General features: G+C 67.8%; 16 protein-coding genes. 8 read left to right on the forward strand and 8 right to left on the reverse strand.

The window, feature by feature from the left end; all coding sequences use genetic code 11:
- Positions 1-195: 195 nt before the first annotated feature.
- The gene (locus LGN17_RS03995) at positions 196-444 is read left to right on the forward strand and encodes a M35 family metallo-endopeptidase (protein WP_226195236.1); all 249 of its coding nucleotides are present in this window, start codon (positions 196-198) and stop codon (positions 442-444) included.
- 15 nt (positions 445-459) lie between these two features.
- Positions 460-909, forward strand: coding sequence for an OmpA family protein (locus LGN17_RS04000; RefSeq protein WP_226195237.1), 450 nt, complete (start codon positions 460-462; stop codon positions 907-909).
- Positions 910-1083: 174 nt separating this feature from the next.
- Here LGN17_RS04000 and LGN17_RS04005 read toward each other — a convergent pair whose 3' ends face one another.
- The 6 genes from LGN17_RS04005 to LGN17_RS04030 form a co-directional block, all read right to left on the reverse strand.
- Entirely contained in the window at positions 1084-2274 is a 1191-nt protein-coding gene (locus LGN17_RS04005) for a phosphotransferase enzyme family protein (protein ID WP_226195238.1), read from the reverse strand.
- A gap of 42 nt (positions 2275-2316) precedes the next feature.
- On the reverse strand, positions 2317-2949 hold the full coding sequence (gene pnuC, locus LGN17_RS04010) for a nicotinamide riboside transporter PnuC (RefSeq protein ID WP_226195239.1): 633 nt from the start codon (positions 2947-2949) through the stop codon (positions 2317-2319).
- Positions 2950-2987: 38 nt separating this feature from the next.
- Positions 2988-5219: a TonB-dependent siderophore receptor gene (locus tag LGN17_RS04015; RefSeq protein WP_226195240.1), complete on the reverse strand. Its 2232-nt coding sequence runs from the start codon at positions 5217-5219 to the stop codon at positions 2988-2990.
- A gap of 604 nt (positions 5220-5823) precedes the next feature.
- On the reverse strand, positions 5824-6027 hold the full coding sequence (locus LGN17_RS04020) for a DUF2970 domain-containing protein (protein WP_175952258.1): 204 nt from the start codon (positions 6025-6027) through the stop codon (positions 5824-5826).
- 122 nt (positions 6028-6149) lie between these two features.
- Positions 6150-8375, reverse strand: a complete 2226-nt coding sequence (locus LGN17_RS04025) for a pyridoxamine 5'-phosphate oxidase family protein (protein ID WP_226195241.1) — start codon at positions 8373-8375, stop codon at positions 6150-6152.
- Between the two features lie 36 nt (positions 8376-8411).
- Complete coding sequence (locus LGN17_RS04030) at positions 8412-9056, reverse strand: glutathione S-transferase family protein (protein ID WP_175952260.1); 645 nt, start codon at positions 9054-9056, stop codon at positions 8412-8414.
- A 126-nt stretch (positions 9057-9182) separates the two neighbouring features.
- Here LGN17_RS04030 and LGN17_RS04035 point away from each other — a divergent pair, with 126 nt between their 5' ends.
- Entirely contained in the window at positions 9183-10112 is a 930-nt protein-coding gene (locus LGN17_RS04035) for a LysR family transcriptional regulator (RefSeq protein ID WP_226195242.1), read from the forward strand.
- 302 nt (positions 10113-10414) lie between these two features.
- Positions 10415-10768, forward strand: coding sequence for a hypothetical protein (locus LGN17_RS04040; protein WP_226195243.1), 354 nt, complete (start codon positions 10415-10417; stop codon positions 10766-10768).
- Positions 10769-10907: 139 nt separating this feature from the next.
- Here the strand turns inward: LGN17_RS04040 and LGN17_RS04045 are convergent, their stop codons facing one another.
- Positions 10908-11549, reverse strand: coding sequence for a TetR/AcrR family transcriptional regulator (locus tag LGN17_RS04045; RefSeq protein WP_226195244.1), 642 nt, complete (start codon positions 11547-11549; stop codon positions 10908-10910).
- A 103-nt stretch (positions 11550-11652) separates the two neighbouring features.
- Here LGN17_RS04045 and LGN17_RS04050 point away from each other — a divergent pair, with 103 nt between their 5' ends.
- From LGN17_RS04050 to LGN17_RS04060, 3 genes are read left to right on the forward strand one after another with little or no spacing between them, the layout of a single operon-like run.
- Positions 11653-12555, forward strand: a complete 903-nt coding sequence (locus LGN17_RS04050; RefSeq protein WP_226195245.1) for an SDR family NAD(P)-dependent oxidoreductase — start codon at positions 11653-11655, stop codon at positions 12553-12555.
- Positions 12552-14126 carry a flavin-containing monooxygenase gene (locus LGN17_RS04055; RefSeq protein ID WP_226195246.1) on the forward strand — a complete coding sequence of 525 codons (1575 nt, stop codon included), beginning with the start codon at positions 12552-12554 and terminating at the stop codon, positions 14124-14126. Before LGN17_RS04050 ends, LGN17_RS04055 begins: the two co-directional genes overlap by 4 nt.
- Positions 14127-14133: 7 nt before the next feature.
- On the forward strand, positions 14134-15117 hold the full coding sequence (locus LGN17_RS04060; RefSeq protein WP_226195247.1) for an alpha/beta fold hydrolase: 984 nt from the start codon (positions 14134-14136) through the stop codon (positions 15115-15117).
- A 46-nt stretch (positions 15118-15163) separates the two neighbouring features.
- On the opposite strand, the gene LGN17_RS04065 is transcribed toward LGN17_RS04060, so the two are convergent.
- Positions 15164-15562: a carboxymuconolactone decarboxylase family protein gene (locus tag LGN17_RS04065; RefSeq protein ID WP_226195248.1), complete on the reverse strand. Its 399-nt coding sequence runs from the start codon at positions 15560-15562 to the stop codon at positions 15164-15166.
- Positions 15563-15920: 358 nt separating this feature from the next.
- On the opposite strand from LGN17_RS04065, the gene LGN17_RS36830 reads away from it, so the two are divergent.
- A complete protein-coding gene (locus tag LGN17_RS36830) occupies positions 15921-18242 on the forward strand; it encodes a collagen-like triple helix repeat-containing protein (RefSeq protein ID WP_226195249.1) in 2322 nt (773 codons plus the stop codon).
- Positions 18243-18247 lie beyond the last annotated feature (5 nt).

An 18247-nucleotide genomic window follows, 5' to 3' on the forward strand; every position in this document is an offset into this window, starting at 1 on the left:
AACGTCTAAACGCTCGCATGCGATCCGATGGTGTCGTCACATTCCATCGGACTCGTCGCCTCGCTTTCGAACACTCAATTCGATCGCGTCAGAATCACAAAGAATAATTGTCCATTCAAAAATTTCGAACAAGTTCTATGGACATTTTCACTTGAAAAGATGACCGTTCAAGGCTGCGGGAACGCGAATGTAATCATGCTGCTTCATGACCTCCGGTTGGGCGGCGCCGGTTTGCGTGATCAGAATATGTTCGGAGATTCTCGCCTATCCACGCTCATTCATGAAGTAACGCACTTCGCCGACACCTTCGGCAGCAGCGACCCTCGTTACGGGCTCGACCCTACGGCGACCGCATGGGCAAGAGCCCATCCTGATCTCGCATTGAGAAATGCGGATACACTCACTGGATTCGTGATCTATGGTGAAGATTTATTTGCAGAGTAAGGAGTCGAATTCAGCATGAACATCGCGATTGCGGCACTACCGTCTATTTTTGCAGCTCTATTCCTTTTTTCCACAAATTCCATCGCAGAATGCCAGGGTTCGCAAAATTTACCATCGCGACAATTTTTTGTTTCTTTTTCACCAGACAGCCACGAAATCAGCGAATCCGAGAAAATTCGAATCGAACAATGGGTCTCGGAAATCAACTCCAAGCACCCAATTCAGAAATGGATCGACATAATTGGCAGCGCGTCCAAAAACGAAAGCACCCCCGATCAACTTGCAAAGAAACGTGCGTCCGCGGTGGCAAAGACCGTCATAGACGACGGCCTGACAAACGCACCATTTCAGATACAAACGCAAATCTATCCAGCCGGCAGCACAACCGAATCAACGCCGGAAACCCGTGAGGTCACCGTTCAGGTAAGTCCCGGCTGCCTCGACAACTGCTGTACGGGCCGTTGACATGAAGTCGGATCATTTATCGCCGCCGCGCTTGCGTTGAGCTGCCCATCTCCAACGCTCGCGCGCGACGGTCCATGGAAGCTATCCAGACGATATTTCGTTATACGATTCAATAATGATTCGCGCGACATATCGACCGCCGCACGGGTGAAGCTATCAGGGCGCTCTCAAGACTCAAACGATCCCGTGCTTCGCGCGCCGGCGCTGCACGAGCCAGTCGAGCAGTTGCCGTCCGTCGCGTTCGCCGAACCAGCGCGCGTGCCCGATCAGATAACCGTCGTACGCGATGTCGACGATGGCCGGCGCATCGATGATGCAACCGAAATAAGCGACCTCCGACAGCGCGAACTCCGTGTGCACGATCGGCAGCAGTGCGACCAGCGCCGCGTAGGCTTCGTCTCCCAGCGGTTCGAGCGATTCGTACCCGTCGAGCAGCGCGTCGATCTGCGCGTACTCGACGCGGCGCGCGTCGGCCGGCGCCATCCAGTCGACCGTGTTGCGCTCGATCGCGAGCGCAAGGTCCATCACCGCGCAGGTGCGATCCGACAGTCCGAAATCGAGCACGGTCCGCACCTGCGCGCCGGGCCCCGCTTCGGTCCACAGCAGGTTCGACGCGTGCCAGTCGCCGTGTGTCCACAGCGGCGGCAGCGCAGGCAGCAGCGGCACGAGGCGCGCATGATACGGGCCGATCGCGTCGGCCACGTCGCCGCGCCAGTCGCGCGCGCCAAGCGCGCGCACGAGCAGCGGCTGCGCGTCGACCCAGCGTTCGAGCGCGCCCGCCAGATCGGCGGACAACAGCACGCGAAAGCTCGACAGCAAGGTCCGCACGGGCCGCGCCGGCGCATCGTAGCCGGCCGACGCGCGATGCAGCTCGGCCAGTGCTCGGCCGGCCGCGTACGCGTGCGAAGCATGCGTGAACGGCTGCCACGACATCACGCCGCGATACGGGTCGACGCCGGGCGCCCGCACGTGCACCTCGTAGGTCCACTCGCCGGACGCGAATGCGGTCGCGCCGTCGCGATCCGCGAGAATGTCGACCACGGGCATCCCGCGTTCGCGCAGATGCGCGATGAAGCGATGCTCTTCCTCGAGCCCTTCGACATCGCGCAGGCTCACGTGATGACGCTTGACGAACAGCCCGCGGCCGTCCGTCATCTGCACCAGGACGGCCGCCGCGAACTGCCGCGGGCTGTGCCATGTGAGCCGCGCCGGCTCGCCGGCGCCGTCGATCCGCGCGAGCACCGCCGCCACCTCGTCGTGCGTCATCAGCGGCCAGTCGCGTTCGGCCTGCACGCCGTCGACGCCGAATTGCGGCGGCGCGACGTCGCGCGGCAGGGATCCGTCCGGCTCGAGTGGGAATGACATGAACGACGTTGCTCCGTAGTTGAATCCGAATCGGCGCGTGGATCAGCGCGCGCCGCCGCCTGTTGCCAGCGCGCCGCCGGCCGCCGCGCGCAGCGCCGCGGCCGTGCGGTTCCAGTCGCGCCAGCCGACGACGGCCAGCCCGATGAACAGCGCATAGAGTCCGGCCGTCAGATACAGTTCCTTGAACACGAACATCCCGACGTACACGACGTTCACGACGATCCACAGCCCCCACGACGCAATGTAGCGCCGCGCGGTCCAGTATTGCGCGACGAGGCTGAACGCGGTCAGCGATGCATCGACGAACGGCAGCGCCGCATCGGTCCAGCGCGCCATCATGCCGCCGAGCAGCGCGCTGCCGACGATGGCCGCGATCAGGTCGGGCAGCATCTGCATCGGCCGCACGCCCGTGACGGGCGCCACGTCGCCGGCCGGTGCCGCATTGCCGTCGGCCTCGCTTGCACGCTGCGCGAGCCAGCGCTGCCAGCCGTACACCTGCAGCACCGCGAACGCACCCTGCAGCAGCATGTCCGAGTACAGCTTCGCGTCGAAGAAGATCCAGCCGTACAGCGCGACCGACACGAGCCCGACCGGCCAGCACAGCATGCGCCGCTTCGCGGTCAGCCAGATCGCGAGCGCGCTGACGATCACGCCGGCGATTTCAAGTGGGGACATCGTCTGTGCTCTCCAGGTTAGCGGCCGGTTCCGGACGGTCAGAAATCATAGGTCAACGATACGCGCGCGGTGCGCGGCGCACCCGGGAACAGGTACGCATCGCCCTGCTGCTCGCCCGCGTCGCGCCAGTAGAACTTGTTGAACAGATTGTCCACCGACACGCGCAACACCGTGCGATGGCCGCCGATCTTCGTCGTATAGCGCGCGCCGAGATTGAACACGAACCACGACGGCACGCGCGCGGTGCCTTCCTCGTTCGCGTTGCGGGCCGCGCTGTACTCGACGCCGCCGAGCACGTTCAGCCCCGCGACGCCGGGCACCGCATAGTCCGCATACAGCGACGCGCGCAGCGCCGGTACGTTGATGATCTGGTGTCCTTCGTACGCCGGCGACCCGGAATCGTATGCACGCGCGCGAATCGCCGCGACGCTGGCCGTCAGGCCCAGGCGCTCGGTCACGCGCCCGGCCGCGCCGAGTTCGATCCCCTGGTGCCGCTGGGTGCCGCGCTGCACGAACGTATAGCTCGTGCCCGATGCGTCCGGATCGGCGAACTGGAACGGCTTGCTGATCGAGAACACGGCGGCCGTGAGGCTCAGCCGGTCGAGCCAGTCGTATTTCGCGCCGACTTCGACCTGGTGCGATTCGACGGGCGGCAGGAACGCATACGCGTTGGTCGCGCGCACCGGCGCCTGGTCGCCGAGCGACAGCGCCTTGCTGTACGACGCGTACAGCGACAGCACGTTCACCGGCTTGTAGACGAGCGCGACCTGCGGCAGGAACACCGAGCGGTCGGTATGCGTCGCGTCGCCGTCGAGGCTGCTCCAGCTACGCTGGCGCAGCAGCACTTCCTTGCCGCCCGCGAGCACCTGCCAGTGTTCGCCGAGGCTGATGCGGTCGAGCCCGAACACGCCGTACTGCCACGCATCGAGGTGCGTATACGATGGCCCCGGCGAATTCGGCGACGGCGAAAACGTCGTGTCGGGCCCGTAGATGTTCTCGCTGCCGACGTAGTCGTACACGGCGTCGGCCATGCTCACGACGCGGCGCTGCACGCTCACGCCGAGCGTCAGCTCGTGTCGCAGCGGGCCTGTCGCGAACTTGCCCGTCGTGACCGCGCGCAGATCGTCGTTGCGGCGATATTCGCCGGGGCTGCGGAAGTCGTACACGTCGTAGTCGCCGTTCGCGCCGAAGAAGAACGGCGACGTCGCACCGGCCGTGCAACTCGCCGCATACGAGCAGCCGTACGGGAACGCGCTGTTGTCGTCGATCATCGTGCGGCTGCGGCCGGCGGCAATGTAGGCCTTCCAGTCGTCGTCGAACTGGTAGTCGAAGCGCGCATTCAGGTTCAGCGCGTCGGTCGTCACCGGTTTCGCCCACGGCTGCGTGCCGAGCGCCTTCGACGTCGTGTTGACCGACGGCACGACGGTGCCGCCGAGCAACTGGTAGCCGGGCGCGGAACGCTGGATCCACTGCTGGAATTCGGCGTTGAGCTGCAGGCTCGCACGCGGGCTGATGTCCCAGTCGGCGGCAATCGAGCCGAACGTGCGCCGCCCGTTCGTGCCGTCGACGTACGAGTGCATGTTCTCCTTCGCGGCATTGATCCGGAAGCCGAACTGGTTGTCGGGGCCGAAGCGGCGGCCGAGATCGACGGCCGCCGACGTCGAACCGCGGCTGTCGACGCCACCCGTCACGCTCGCGACATTGGCCGAGCGCTTCGTCACGAAGTTGATCACGCCACCCGGCGCGACGACGCCGCTGTCGATGCCGGCGAGCCCCTTCAGGATCTCGACGCGCTCCTTGTTCTCGAGCGGCACGTTCTGCTCGCCGGATACCGTCAGCCCGTCGATCCGGATCGCGCTCGCGAGGTCGACCGGAAAGCCGCGGATCGCGAAGCCTTCGAAATAGCCGACCGGCGCATAGTCGTTGACGACCGACGCGTCGTTGCGCACGACGTCGCTCAACCGCTTTGCCTGCTGGTCGTCGAGCTGCGCGCGCGTGACGACGCTCACCGACGCCGGCGTGTCGCGCAGCGGCGTGTCGTCGAGCCCCGCGACCGATGCGTTGCGTGCGCGCAGCGCATTGCCGCGCTCGCCGCTCACCGTGATCGTCGGCAGCGTCGCGCTGCCGGCTGCCTCGGCGTCCGGCGCCGGCGCATCGCCCTGCGCCGCGGCGGCCTGCGCCGCGAAAAGCGTGATGCCGAGACCGACGCCAAGCCCGATCTTCGCGCGCCGCCGCCGTGCGGGCGACGCTGTTGTTCTATTCACCGTCATTGTTCTGGATGGAAAACTCGCCACTCGACCTGTCGAAACCTGTTACGAAGCTTCGAAGCGTGCCCGCGACCGGACCCCGCCCTTCAGCCGCACGCATGGGTCGGCTCGATATTCATCAGACGAACCGGACGATGCGGCGCGCAAGCGGGCCGCTCGGTCGGGACGACGCGGGATGGAACATCGGATTCAGGTGACGCACCGGGCACCGACGCAGCCGTCGACGGGTTCGTCGGGGGCGTGTCGGGTGGCCGGCTGCATCGCGCGGCCTTGTCATGCGGAGGGACGCTTCGAACGCCTCGGTGCGGGTGCGACGCGCTTGCGCGCACCGTTCGATGGAACGGCGGCGTGCCCGTCGCGCGCGACATCGCGGCGCGGCGCGCATTTTACCCCGGGCGGGGCTGGCCGCCCTGGAATCGGGCGAAACGGGAGGCGGCGAACGCGGAAATCGGGAAAGCGCGATTCGTGCGGCGCGACGACGGCGCCGATGTGCGCGTGACTGGCGTCGTGCGCGGCAGTCTCGAAAACCGGCGCAGTGGCGCGCCGGTCATGCGGCCGCCATTCGGAGCGGGCGCGATTGCCCGCTCGCGATCCGGCGACCGGCCACTCAGAACCCCTGCATCGTCACCGTCGGATCGACGACCAGGTGCACGACGCCGTAGATGACCGCGCCAACGAGCAGCGCGAGGAGGATCGCCACGAACGGCAGCAGCGTGAAGTTCGCGTTCGCGAGATCCGTCGCGTGCGCCTTGCTGTTGCGTACGCCGAAGAAACTCCACAGGACCAGTCGGATCATGCCGAGCAGTTTCATGATTGCGCTCCTTTCATCTATCGGTTGACGCTATCGTCGATCCGACCGGCATCCGAAAAAAGAAGCAGTTGTGCGCGCTTTTCGCGCAGCAGGCCGTCTGCGGCGGCATGTCGCAGGGTGCATCAGCGGTCGAGCACGAGCGGTTCCGTCCCTTGTTCGGGCCGCGCAATGCACAGCAGCGCGCAACCGGGTTCAACCGGCGCATCGGGGGCCTGCTCGTAGCCGACCGCCCCGGACAGCACGCGCGTCGCGCATGTGCCGCACGACCCGGAGCGGCATTCGGACGGCACGTCCACGCGCTGCCCCTCCGCGAATTCGAGCAAGGTGCCGTCGGCGGACGTCCACGCGGCTTCGCGGCCCGTGCGCCGGAATACGACCGGCACGCTCGCCACCGCGGGCGCTGCAGACGCGCGGGTCGCGCTGCGTGCCACGCTCGACGGCCCGAATGCCTCGAAACGGATGCGTTCGTCGGGCACGTTCAGCGCGCGCAGGCCGTCGTACAAATCGCGCATGAACGCCGACGGTCCGCAGAGGTAGAAATCGTAATCGTCGAACGAAAGGATCCGCTTCAGTCGATCGATGTCGATGCGGCCGGCATGTGCCGCCGAGCCTTCGTGAGGATGACTGTCGAACCAGTGGAGCGACAATCGTCCATCGGCGGCCGCGACGCGTGCCAGCGCCTCGGCGAACGGTCGATCGTCCGGCTCGCGCGCGCCGTGTACGAACACCACGCGGCGCGACGGTTGATCGTCGGCCAGCGCGCGGCGCAGCATCGCGATCATCGGCGTGATGCCGATACCGGCCGACACGAACACGGCCGGGCGCGGGCTCGCGAGATCGAACGAGAAGCGGCCGCGCGGCATCTGCGCGTCGAGCGTCATGCCCGCCTGCGCGTGATCGTGCAGCCACGCCGATACGCGCCCTTCGCGCTTCACGGTGATCCGGTAATGCGCACCGCCCGCTGCATCGGAGAGCGTGTAGCTGCGAATCGCCGGCGCATCGCAGCCCGGCAGCGCGACGCGCAGCGTCAGGTGCTGCCCGGCTTCGTAGGCAGGCAACGCGCCGCCGTCCGCCGGTTCGAAATGGAACGAACGGATCGCACGCGCTTCGTCGACGATCTTCGCGATGCGCAGCGGCCGCCATGCGGGTGACGAGGCGCTCGCCGGTGTCGGTGTCGGTGTCGGTGTCGGTGTCGGTGTCGGTGTCGGTGCCGATGCCGATGCCGATGCCGGTGCAGGTGCAGGTGCAGGTGCTGATGCAGGTGCTGATGCAGGTGCTGATGCAGGTACCGTTGCCGATGCAGGTGCAGGTGTGGATGTGGACGACACCACCCCCGCCCCCGCAGCTGCGCTTGCGCTTGCGCTTGCGCCCGCGCCCGCCGCCATTGCGGCGAACTGCAGCGCACGCTCGACCGCCGACCACCGGAACGGCAGCACCGCGCGCATGCGCCGCACTTCCCGGACATGGAACCGCACGACCCGCTGCGCGCCGTCGAACGACGCAACAAGCGGCCCATCCCACACGATCTCGGCATGCGCTGCCACATACAGCAGGTCGCCGTTGTCGAAATCGACGAACAGCAGCCCGGCACGCGGATCGTGCTGCAGGTTGCCGAGCGTGTTGAAGAAGCGGTTGCCGCTGAAATCCGGCGTCGTCAGCGTGCGCGCATCGTCGACGCGCACGAAGCCCGGCATCCCGCCGCGATGCGACACGTCCGCGCCGCGCGCGGCGCCCGCGTCCGCCGACGTGTTCGCGCTCGCGACGAAAAACGTATCGGCCTGCGCCAGCAGCGCACGATCCGCATCGTTCAGCGCGTCCGACACGCGGGGCCCGGCGGACCTATCGACTTCCCGTGCGACGAACGTCGGCTTGCGGCCCTGGATGTACTTCGCGCAGTTGCCGAAGCTCTGCTCGACCGTGATCGTCAACGCATCGCCGTCGACCGCGCGCACGACGCCGTTGACGCGATTGCGCCGCCGCGTAGCGAATTCGATGCCGAGCCCGCCGAGCGGCGCGCCCGGCTGCCACGCGCCGGTCAGCGGATCGCCCGGCAGCGCGCGCGCCGCGATGCGCAGCGTGCGCGCGTCGGGCGACGTCACGAACCCCGGCGCGCCGGCCCGCAGCGTCGCCCACGGCTGACCGTTCGCGTCGACGCCGCCGAGCACGAAGAACGGCAACTGCGCGAAAAACGTCCGGTGCTGATCCGGCATGAAGCGCCGGATCCCGCGCCGGCCGGCCGAACCGGCAGCCTCCGTCACGCCCGCGCGCTGCTGCACGGCGAGCTCGCCCGCGTGAAACGGCGCGGCATCGAGTTCCCAGCCCGGTACGACGGCGGTCGGGGTGTTCATCACGTTCTCCCTGTTCAGGCCCGGCTTCGGCGGGCGTTACGCGGCGAGCAGGCCCACGCGCGTCGTCGGCATGGCGACGAAGCCCGGCAGCGCCTCGATGCGCGCCAGCCACGCACGCACGTGCGGATACGGCTCGAGCGTCACGCCGCCCTCCGGCGCGTGCGCGATGTACGAATACGCGGCGATATCGGCGATCGTCGGCTGCGCGCCGGCCGCGAACGGCTTGCCGGCCAGCTCGCGGTCGATCACGTCGAGCACCTTCGCGGCCGTGCGCTTGGCGGCCTCGTGGTCGAGCTTCGCGCCGAACACGGTCACGAGCCGCGCGGCGGCCGGCCCCGATGCGATCGGCCCGGCCGCATACGACAGCCAGCGCTGCACGACTGCCGCGCCGGCCGGGTCGTCAGGCAACCAGTGCGCGTCGCCATAGCGCTTCGCGAGGTAGACGAGAATCGCATTCGAATCGGCGATCACCGTGCCGCCATCGTCGATCACGGGCACCTGCCCGAGCGGATTGACCGCGAGGAATGCCGGTTCGCGCTGCGCGCCGGCCGCGAGATCGACTTCGACCGTCTCGGACGGCAGGCCGAGCAGCGACAGGAACAACCGGACGCGATGGGCGTGCCCGGACAGCAGGAACGAATAGACGCGGATCGGCGAGGCGGGCTGGCGGGCAGCAGACATGGAAGCACTCCGGAATCTCGCGCCGCCGGGGATCGGCGACGAACAACTGCAGCGTAGCGCTCGCGGTTCATCACCAGAAGACGGATAATCGTGGAAACATTATCCTCTTTCATAGGACAATCGACGATGGCCGATCTGCGCGACGTGAACCTGAACCGGCTGGCGATCTTCGTCGCGGTGGTCGACGCCGGCTCGCTGACAGCCGCTGCCGAGCGGCTCGGCCTGGCGAAGACGGTCGTCAGCACGCACATGCAGCGCCTCGAATCCGAGGTGGGCGCGAACCTGCTGGTGCGCACGACGCGGCGGCTGAGCGTGACCGACGCGGGGCGGGCGTTCTACGACGCGTGCCGCGACATCGTGCGCGCCGCCGAAAGCGCGCTCGACGCGGTGTCGTCCGACGCGGGGCCGCTGCGCGGTACGCTGCGCGTGAGCGTGCCGATCGACTACGGCGCGCTGGTGGTCGCGCCTGCCGTCGTCGCCTTGCGCGACCGGCATCCGGGGCTCGACGTCGAACTCGTCGCGAACGACCGCGTGGTCGATCTCGTCGCGGACAACCTCGACGTCGCGATCCGCATCGGCCGCCTCGCCGATTCGAACTATCGGGCGGTGCAGCTCGGCACGTACGAGAAATGGCTGGTCGCGAGCCCCGCGTTCGTCGCGCGCCACGGGCGGCCGCACGATCCGGATGCGCTCGCCGCGCTGCCGTTCGTGATGCTGTCGACGCTGCCGCGCCCGCATACCGTCGAACTCGAAGACGCGAACGGCGGCGCCGCTTCCGTGCGCTGTGCCGCGCAGGTCGTGTCGAACACCGCCACCGCGTGCCGCGCGATCGTGCTCGCGGGCGGCGGCTTCGGGTTGCTGACGGATTTCTCGACCGCCGACGACGTCGCGGCCGGCCGGCTCGTGCGACTGCTGCCCGCGTGGCGCTCGGCGCCGGCCGGGATTCATGCGGTGTATCCGTCGACGCGGCTGCCTTCGCCGAAGGTGCGGGCGTTCGTCGATGCGATGAAGGCGAGGATCGGGGAGACGGCGGCAGCGCCGGTGCGCGCGACATGAGTGAAGCCCACGCGCGGTCGATGCCGGACTGCCGGCGTCACCCTGCACGATCGCCGGCGATCGATGCGCTTTAATCCACCTCCAGTTTCCTTTCTCCGGGCCTTCTCATTCGGAATGAATACGCCCTTTATTTTTATGAAAATCGCTCTTTGCCTTTCCTGATTTTCTACTAATCTTGTTCCCAGCAATACGCTGATTTGCGTTTACCGAAATGCTTCAATTCCTCGCTTTATTCAATCGAGAAGTCTGAAATGCAATCCGCCGTGATTTCATGGGGGACCACGCCGTTGATCCGCGTCTAGGTGGACAACGGCAACCAGATCACCGAGCGCTGCCGCGACGGCCGGAACCGGTACACGGGCGCGTTCAACCAGACGGGCGACAACGTATCCGCAACATGCCGGCTGGTCGGACGCACGATCCACATCCGCGTGTATGCAACCTGCGGCGGCGCGACGACCGAATGGTACTGGGATGGCAACTGCCGGACCCGCAGCGGCTATACGGGTTTGCGATCAAGCGTGCCTGGGGCGCGAATATTTTCGCGCCACGACCGGCGCAATGCGAACCCAATTTCGCATTGCGCCGCTTTTTTTGTTTCGCCACATTGTTTCGATCAGCCCACTGCCACCCGGAATCGAAACCGAGAAAAATGACAGCCTATTGAAAATAGTTTTCGCCCAAAATCTCCGGATTTTTATTTACGCAACAGGCGATTAAATCGAGCAAGAAATCGACACGGCGTTCGGGGCGCGTGCCGCGAATGCTTCATTTTCAACCGGCAATCTCTTCCGGTCAGCCGATCTCCCGCAGCGTCCCCAGCAGCACCTTCCTGCAACTCGCGATCATCTGCGCCTCGGGATCGCGATACTCGGTGAGCAGCCACGCCGCGCCGACGTTCGTCATCGCGCCGACGAGCGCGAGCCCGACCAGCCGTTGTTCGGTGCGCTCCGCGGGCGTCGCCGCTTCGCGCGGCGCGCCGATCGCCATGATCAGCTTGCCGAAGTCGATCAGCATGCGCTGGTAGGTCATGTCGGTGTCCGCGCTCACGCCCATCACCTCGAGCAGCAGCACGCGCGCCGCGCACGGGTCGCGCAGGAACGCGAAGAACGCGGCAAGCCCCGCCTCGACGCTCTCGTGCAGATCGCCGCCGCGCTCGGCCACCGCGCGCGCGACCGCGTCGTGCAACTGCTGCGCGTGATGCAGGTAGGTGCAGCGCAGCAAATCCTCGGTGCTGTCGAACGCCGCATAGAAGTAGCGATCGTTCAGCTTCGCTTCCTGGCAAATCGACCGCACGGTCGCTTTGCGGAACCCGACCGTGCCGAACACGCGCGTTGCCGCGCGGATCAGTGCGTCGCGCCGCTCCGCGGCCCGCACCTCGGGCGCCACGCCGCCATACGACCGGCCCCTTTTTTTTGTTTCGAGTGCTTTCTCCATTCCGCTATTTGACATCAGGACACCCGAAAACTAAAGTGGTGACGAACAACACCACATTAGATGCGCCGTCGGTGCAGCGCAAGCGGAACGGGAGGAGCAACGGATGAACGGGTTTTCCGGCAAGGTCGCCGCGATCACGGGCGCCGGTTCGGGCATGGGCCGCAGCCTCGCGGTCGAGCTCGCGCGGCGCGGCTGCGAGGTTGCGCTCGCCGACGTCAACGAAACCGGCCTCGCCGGCACGGCGGCCGCCTGCGCACGGCACGGCGTGCGCGTGAGCAAGCGGCGGCTCGACGTGTCCGACCGCGATGCGGTGTTCGCGTGGGCCGATTTCGTGCGCGCCGAGCACGGCAAGGTCAACCTGGTCTTCAACAACGCGGGCGTGTCGCTGGCCGCCAGCGCCGAGACCGCGCGCATCGCCGATCTCGAATGGATCGTCGGCATCAACTTCTGGGGCGTCGTGCACGGCACCCAGGCGTTCCTGCCGCACCTGCGCGCGTCGGGCGACGGGCACGTCGTCAACACGTCGAGCCTGTTCGGCCTCGTCGCGATGCCCACCCAAAGCGCGTACAACGCGACCAAGTTCGCGGTGCGCGGCTTCACCGAGGCGCTGCGGATGGAGCTCGAACTCGACGGCGCGCCGGTGAGCGCGACCTGCGTGCATCCGGGCGGCGTCGCGACGAACATCGTCGATGCGGGCCGCGTCGACACCAGCATCCACGCACTCACGGGCCAGGACGAAGCGACCCATCGCCGCCAGGCGAACCGCCTGATCAACGCGACGACGGCCGACGACGCAGCACGGCAGATCCTCGCGGGTGTCGAGCGCAATGCGCGCCGCGTACTCGTCGGCGCCGACGCGCGCCGGCTCGACCGGATCGCGCGCCTGCTCGGCGCCGGTTACCAGTGGCTGATGCTGCGCCACGTACGCCGCGCCCGCACTCGCAACCTCGAACGCGCGCACGCCCCGGCCGCGCTCCCGACCACGCCGACCAAGGATCCCGCATGACCTCGACGACGACCGACCGGCGCGACGCGCCGCCCGCCCCCGACGCCCGCGGCGACAGTAACGACCTCGACGTGCTGATCGTCGGCGCCGGCCTGTCCGGCATCGGCGCGGCCTATCACCTGAAGCAGCGCTGCCCGCATGCCAGCGTGGCCATCGTCGAGGCGCGCGACGCGATCGGCGGCACGTGGGACCTGTTCCGCTATCCGGGCGTCCGTTCGGATTCCGACATGTTCACGCTCGGCTACAGCTTCCGCCCGTGGCACAGCGACAAGGCGATCTCGGACGGCCAGACGATCCTCGACTACATCCGCGACACCGCACGCGCGTACGGCATCGACAAGACGATCCGCTACGGCCAGAAAGTGGTCGCGGCCGACTGGGACTCGAACCGCGCGCGCTGGACGGTACGCATCGAGCGCACGCGGAACGGCGCGACCGACACGCTCGTGTACACCTGCCGCTTCCTGTTCATGTGCAGCGGGTACTACGACTACGACGCCGGCTACCTGCCCGACTGGGCCGGCATGGACACGTTCGAGGGCACGCTCGTTCATCCGCAACACTGGCCGAAGGACCTGTCGTACGCGAACCGGCGCGTGGTCGTGATCGGCAGCGGCGCGACGGCCGTCACGCTCGTGCCGTCGATGGCGGCCGATGCGCAGCACGTGACGATGCTGCAGCGCTCGCCGACCTACATCGTGTCGCTGCCCGCCCGCGACAGGATCGCGAACGCGCTGCGCCGCGTGCTGCCGTCGCGGCTCGCCCACCGGCTCGTGCGCGTGAAGAACGTACTGCTGACGATGTACCTGTACAACGTGTCGCGCCGCAAACCCGACCGGACGAAGCAGTTCATCATCCGCGCGGCCAGCAAGCAGGTCGGCCCCGGCTTCGACGTCGCGAAGCACCTGACGCCGCGCTACATGCCTTGGGACCAGCGCGTGTGCCTCGTGCCGAACGGCGACCTGTTCAAGTCGATCCGCGCGGGCCGCGCGTCGATCGTCACCGACGAGATCGAGCGCTTCACGCCGACCGGCCTCAAGCTGAAAAGCGGCCAGCAGCTCGACGCGGACGTGATCGTCACCGCGACCGGGCTGAAGGTGAAGATGCTCGGCGGCGCGCGCGTCACCGTCGACGGCCGCGCGGTCAACCTGCCGGATACCGTGTCGTACAAGGGGATGATGTACAGCGACGTGCCGAACCTTGCGTCATCGTTCGGCTACACGAATGCGTCGTGGACGCTGAAGGCCGAGCTGATCGCGCGCTACGTGTGCCGGCTGCTCAACCACATGCGCGCGAACGGTTACGACACTTGCGTGCCGCGGCTCGGCCCCGGCGATCTCGGCAACGTGCCGGCCGTCAACCTGAGCTCGGGCTACATCCAGCGCGCGGCAGGCATCCTGCCGAAACAGGGGCATGGCAAGCCGTGGAAGTTCCACCAGAACTACGTGCTCGATCTCGCATCGCTGAAGTTCAGCGGACTCGCCGATTCGGCGATGCGGTTCGAACGCCGCGCGAAAGCCGGCCCGGCCGCCACGACGCCGGTTGCCGAACCCGCACTCGAAACCCGTTGAGGCCGACATGACCCCTACGCTCCATCTGATCCAGAACGTGCTGCTCGGCGTCGTCGCGGTGCTCGCCGCGCTCGCGCTGTTTACCGGTTACGTGGGCCGCCGCGTGACGCGCGCGTTTCCGCCCGAAGGCCGCTTCGTCGATATCGGCGGCGACCGCATCCACTACGTCGAATACGGCAACGGCCCGCCGCTCGTGTTCGTCCACGGGCTCGCGGGGCAACTGCGCAATTTCGCGTACCTGCCGCTCGCGCGGCTCGCGCAGCAGCATCGCGTGATCCTCATCGACCGTCCGGGCGCCGGCCGCTCGCTCCGCGGCGCGGGCTCGCAGGCGAACGTGTTCGCGCAGGCCCGCACGGTCGCCGCGTTCATCGATGCGCTGCAGCTCGACAAGCCGGTGCTCGTCGGCCATTCGCTCGGCGGCGCGATCGCGCTCGCGGTCGGCCTCAATCATGCGGACCGCGTGAGCCGGCTCGCGCTGATCGCGCCGCTATCGCACGAGCAAAGCGAGCCGCCGGCGCCGTTCAAGCCGCTGATGCTGCCCTCGCCGCTGGTGCGCCGCTTCGTGTCGTGGACCTTCGCGATTCCGCTGACGATCCTGACCGGCCGCAAGGCGGTGCGCCAGGTGTTCGCGCCGGAAGACGTGCCGCGCGACTTTCCGGTCAAGGGGGGTGGACTGCTCGGGATGCGCCCGCACGTGTTCTACGCGACTGCGACCGACCTGCTGTCGGCACCGCTCGACCTGCCCGCGATGGAGCGCCGCTACCCGGACCTCGCGCTGCCGGTCGACGTGCTGTACGGCCGCGCCGATCCGATCCTGAACTGGCGCGAGCACGGCGAAGCGCTCGCGAAAAAATCGGCGCGCGTACGGCTGAAGGTTGTCGAGGGCGGGCACATGCTGCCGGTCACGATGCCGGATGCAACGGCCGACTGGCTGCTCGAAGTCGCCGCCGCACCGGCCGAGGCTGCCGCGCCGGCGACACGCATCGCGTAAGCCGCAACCGCGTCACCGGGCCTGAGTCCGTGCCGCCGGCGCGGAATCAGGTTTCGTCGTCGGGCACCCGCAGCCCGAGATCCGATATCACTTCCCGTGCGCTGCGGAACGCCTCGACCGCAGCCGGTGCGCCCGCGTACAGCGCGCTGTGCAGCAACACCTCGCGGATTTCGACGAGGCTCGCGCCGTTGTTGAGCGCGCCGCGAATGTGACCCTTCAGTTCCGTGCTGCGGCCAAGCGCCGCCAGCATCGCGCACGTGCACAGGCTGCGCGTCTTCAGGTCGATCCCGCCCCGCTGCCACGTGCTGCCCCACGCGTGCTCGTTCAGCCAGTCCTGCAGCGGGCGCGAAAAACCGTCGAGGTCGCGCATCGCGCGCTCGACGAACGCCTCGCCCATCACGTCGATGCGTCGCGCCTTGCCGTATTCCCTGTCCTGTTCGCTCATGTCCGTGTCCTCGGTGGGGTCGTGGCGGCTGCGGCGGCGTCGGCAGCCGGGGAGTCGCGTCATGTTCATCGGGCCGGCGCGTTTCGTCAAAGATGCGGCCCTCGGTTCGCGGCCGCCCGCGTCACGCGATATCGAACGCTACGTAACATCGCGCCGCGCGTTACGGCGGCTTGCGGGAACATCGCAACCGCCGCGCCGGCGCACCCTGCGTGCCCGCCGCGCGAAACCACCGCAACTCCGTTTAAATCGCGCCGATATTCCCGATTCCTGCAATAAAGCGCGACACCGTTTCGGGACAACTGTCATGGCGCGAAATTTGCAGAGGAGGCTTGGACACACTTCCAATGTCGAGGCCAACATGCACACATTCTTCAAGAAGACGACGGTAACGATGGCCGTCTCGTCGCTGCTCGCACTCTATGGTTGCGGCTCGGTCGATGGACCGACGACGCCGCCGACGATCAAGCCGAGCACGTCAGGGACGGGCGGCAGCTCGGGGACTTCGGGGACGTCGGGTTCTTCCGGTACATCTGGTTCTTCGGGGACCTCGGGATCTTCCGGTACGTCGGGGACTACTTCTGGTACCTCGGGCACCTCCGGCACGTCTGGCACCTCCGGTACGTCTGGTACGTCTGGCACGTCGGGTACGTCAGGCACTTCCGGTACGTCAGGCACTTCCGGTACGTCGGGCACTTCCGGCACGTCGGGCACCTCCGGTACGTCGGGTACTTCCGGCACGTCGGGCACCTCCGGTACGTCGGGCACTTCCGGTACCTCGGGCACTTCCGGTACCTCGGGCACTTCCGGTACGTCGGGTACTTCGGGTACTTCGGGTACTTCGGGTACTTCGGGTACTTCGGGTACTTCGGGTACTTCGGGTACTTCGGGTACTTCCGGTACGTCGGGCACTTCCGGTACGTCGGGCACTTCCGGCACGTCGGGTACGTCAGGCACTTCCGGTACTTCGGGTACTTCCGGTACGTCAGGCACCTCCGGTACGTCGGGCACTTCCGGTACGTCAGGCACTTCCGGTACGTCAGGCACCTCCGGTACGTCGGGCACTTCCGGTACGTCAGGCACTTCCGGTACGTCAGGCACCTCCGGTACGTCGGGCACTTCCGGCACGTCGGGCACCTCCGGTACGTCGGGCACTTCCGGTACGTCGGGCACTTCCGGTACGTCAGGCACTTCCGGTACGTCAGGCACTTCCGGTACGTCAGGCACCTCCGGTACGTCAGGCACCTCGGGCACCTCGGGCACGTCAGGCACCTCGGGCACCTCGGGCACGTCAGGCACCTCGGGCACCGGCGTCACCCCTCTCGGCAATGTCCTCCAGAAATCCGGCAACCTCGTGACGGCAGTCGGCACGACGGTCGCGAACGGCGGCGGCCAGATCGGCGGCGTGCAGATCCCGGGCACGAACCCGACGACGGCCACCAGCGTCGGCAACGCGGTCACGAGCCTCGGCAACGGCGTGCAGGCGCTCGGCAATGGCGTCGCGGCCGGCCTCGGCTCGATCGGCGTGTCGGCCAACCCGCTCGGACCGACGCTGACGTCGACCACCGGCCTGCTGACCGGCACCGGCGGCGCGGTCAACAACCTCGGCAACGCGGTGAAGAGCCTCGGCTCCGGCCCGCTGTCGCCGCTGTCGCCGGTCACGACGCTCGTCGGCGATCTCGTCAACACCGTCGGCGGCGCCGTCAATTCGACCGCGTCGGGCCTCAACACGGCGCTGAACAGCTCGCCGGTCCAGCAGCTCGAGACGCAGGTCGGCAAGGTGATCAACCCGATCACGAACACGCTGACCGGCGGTGTCTCGACGCCGGGCGCCACGCAGACGCTCGGCGGCGTGACGCTGCTCGGCACGCCGCTCAACGGCCTGCTGAGCGCGCTCGGCAACGGCCTCGCAAGCGCCGGCACGAAGGTCGGCGGCGCAACCGACAACCCGGTCGGCGCCGGTCTCGGCGGCGTCGTGGCACAGCTCGGCAACACCGTGACGTCCACCGGCGGTCTCGTCCACGACAACAACGCGGGCAGTTCCAGCAGCGGCACGGGCGGCAGCAACCCGCTCGCCCCGATCACGGGCCTGCTCGGCACGCTGACAGGCGGCCTGGGCGGCGGCAGCTCGAGCGGTTCGGGCGGAACCAGCGGCACCAGCGGCACGAGCAGCGGCGGCCCGCTCGGACCGGTCACGGGCCTGCTCGGCTCGCTGACGGGTGCGCTCGGCGGCCTCGGTTCGAGCGGCACGAGCGGCACGAGCGGTACCGGCGGAACGAGTGGCACCGGCGGCACCAGCGGCACCGGTGGCGCGGGTATCGGCGGCCTGCTGGCGCCGGTCACCAACCTCGTCAACTCGCTGACGCCGCTCGGCGCCAGCCTCACCGGCACGGTCACGACGCCCGGCGGCAACGTGACGGGCACCCTCGGCGGCCTGCTGACGAGCGGCCCGGTCGGCACGGTGGCGGGTGCGCTGACGACGTCGGCAGGCGGTGCGGGCGCGGGCGGCACGGCCAGCCCCGGCGGTGCGGCCGGCTCGGTCACGACGCCGGCTGGCGGCGGCACCGTGGTGGGTGGCCTGACCGGTAGCTCGAACGGCGGTGCCGCGGGCGGCGCCGGCAACCTGCTCTCGCCGGTGACGAACCTCCTCGGCGGTCTGCTGGGCGGCGGCAACAAGAAGTAACGCTT

Origin of the sequence: Burkholderia sp. AU30280 (assembly GCF_020420125.1) — a bacterium.
In the GTDB taxonomy this organism is placed as follows: domain Bacteria; phylum Pseudomonadota; class Gammaproteobacteria; order Burkholderiales; family Burkholderiaceae; genus Burkholderia.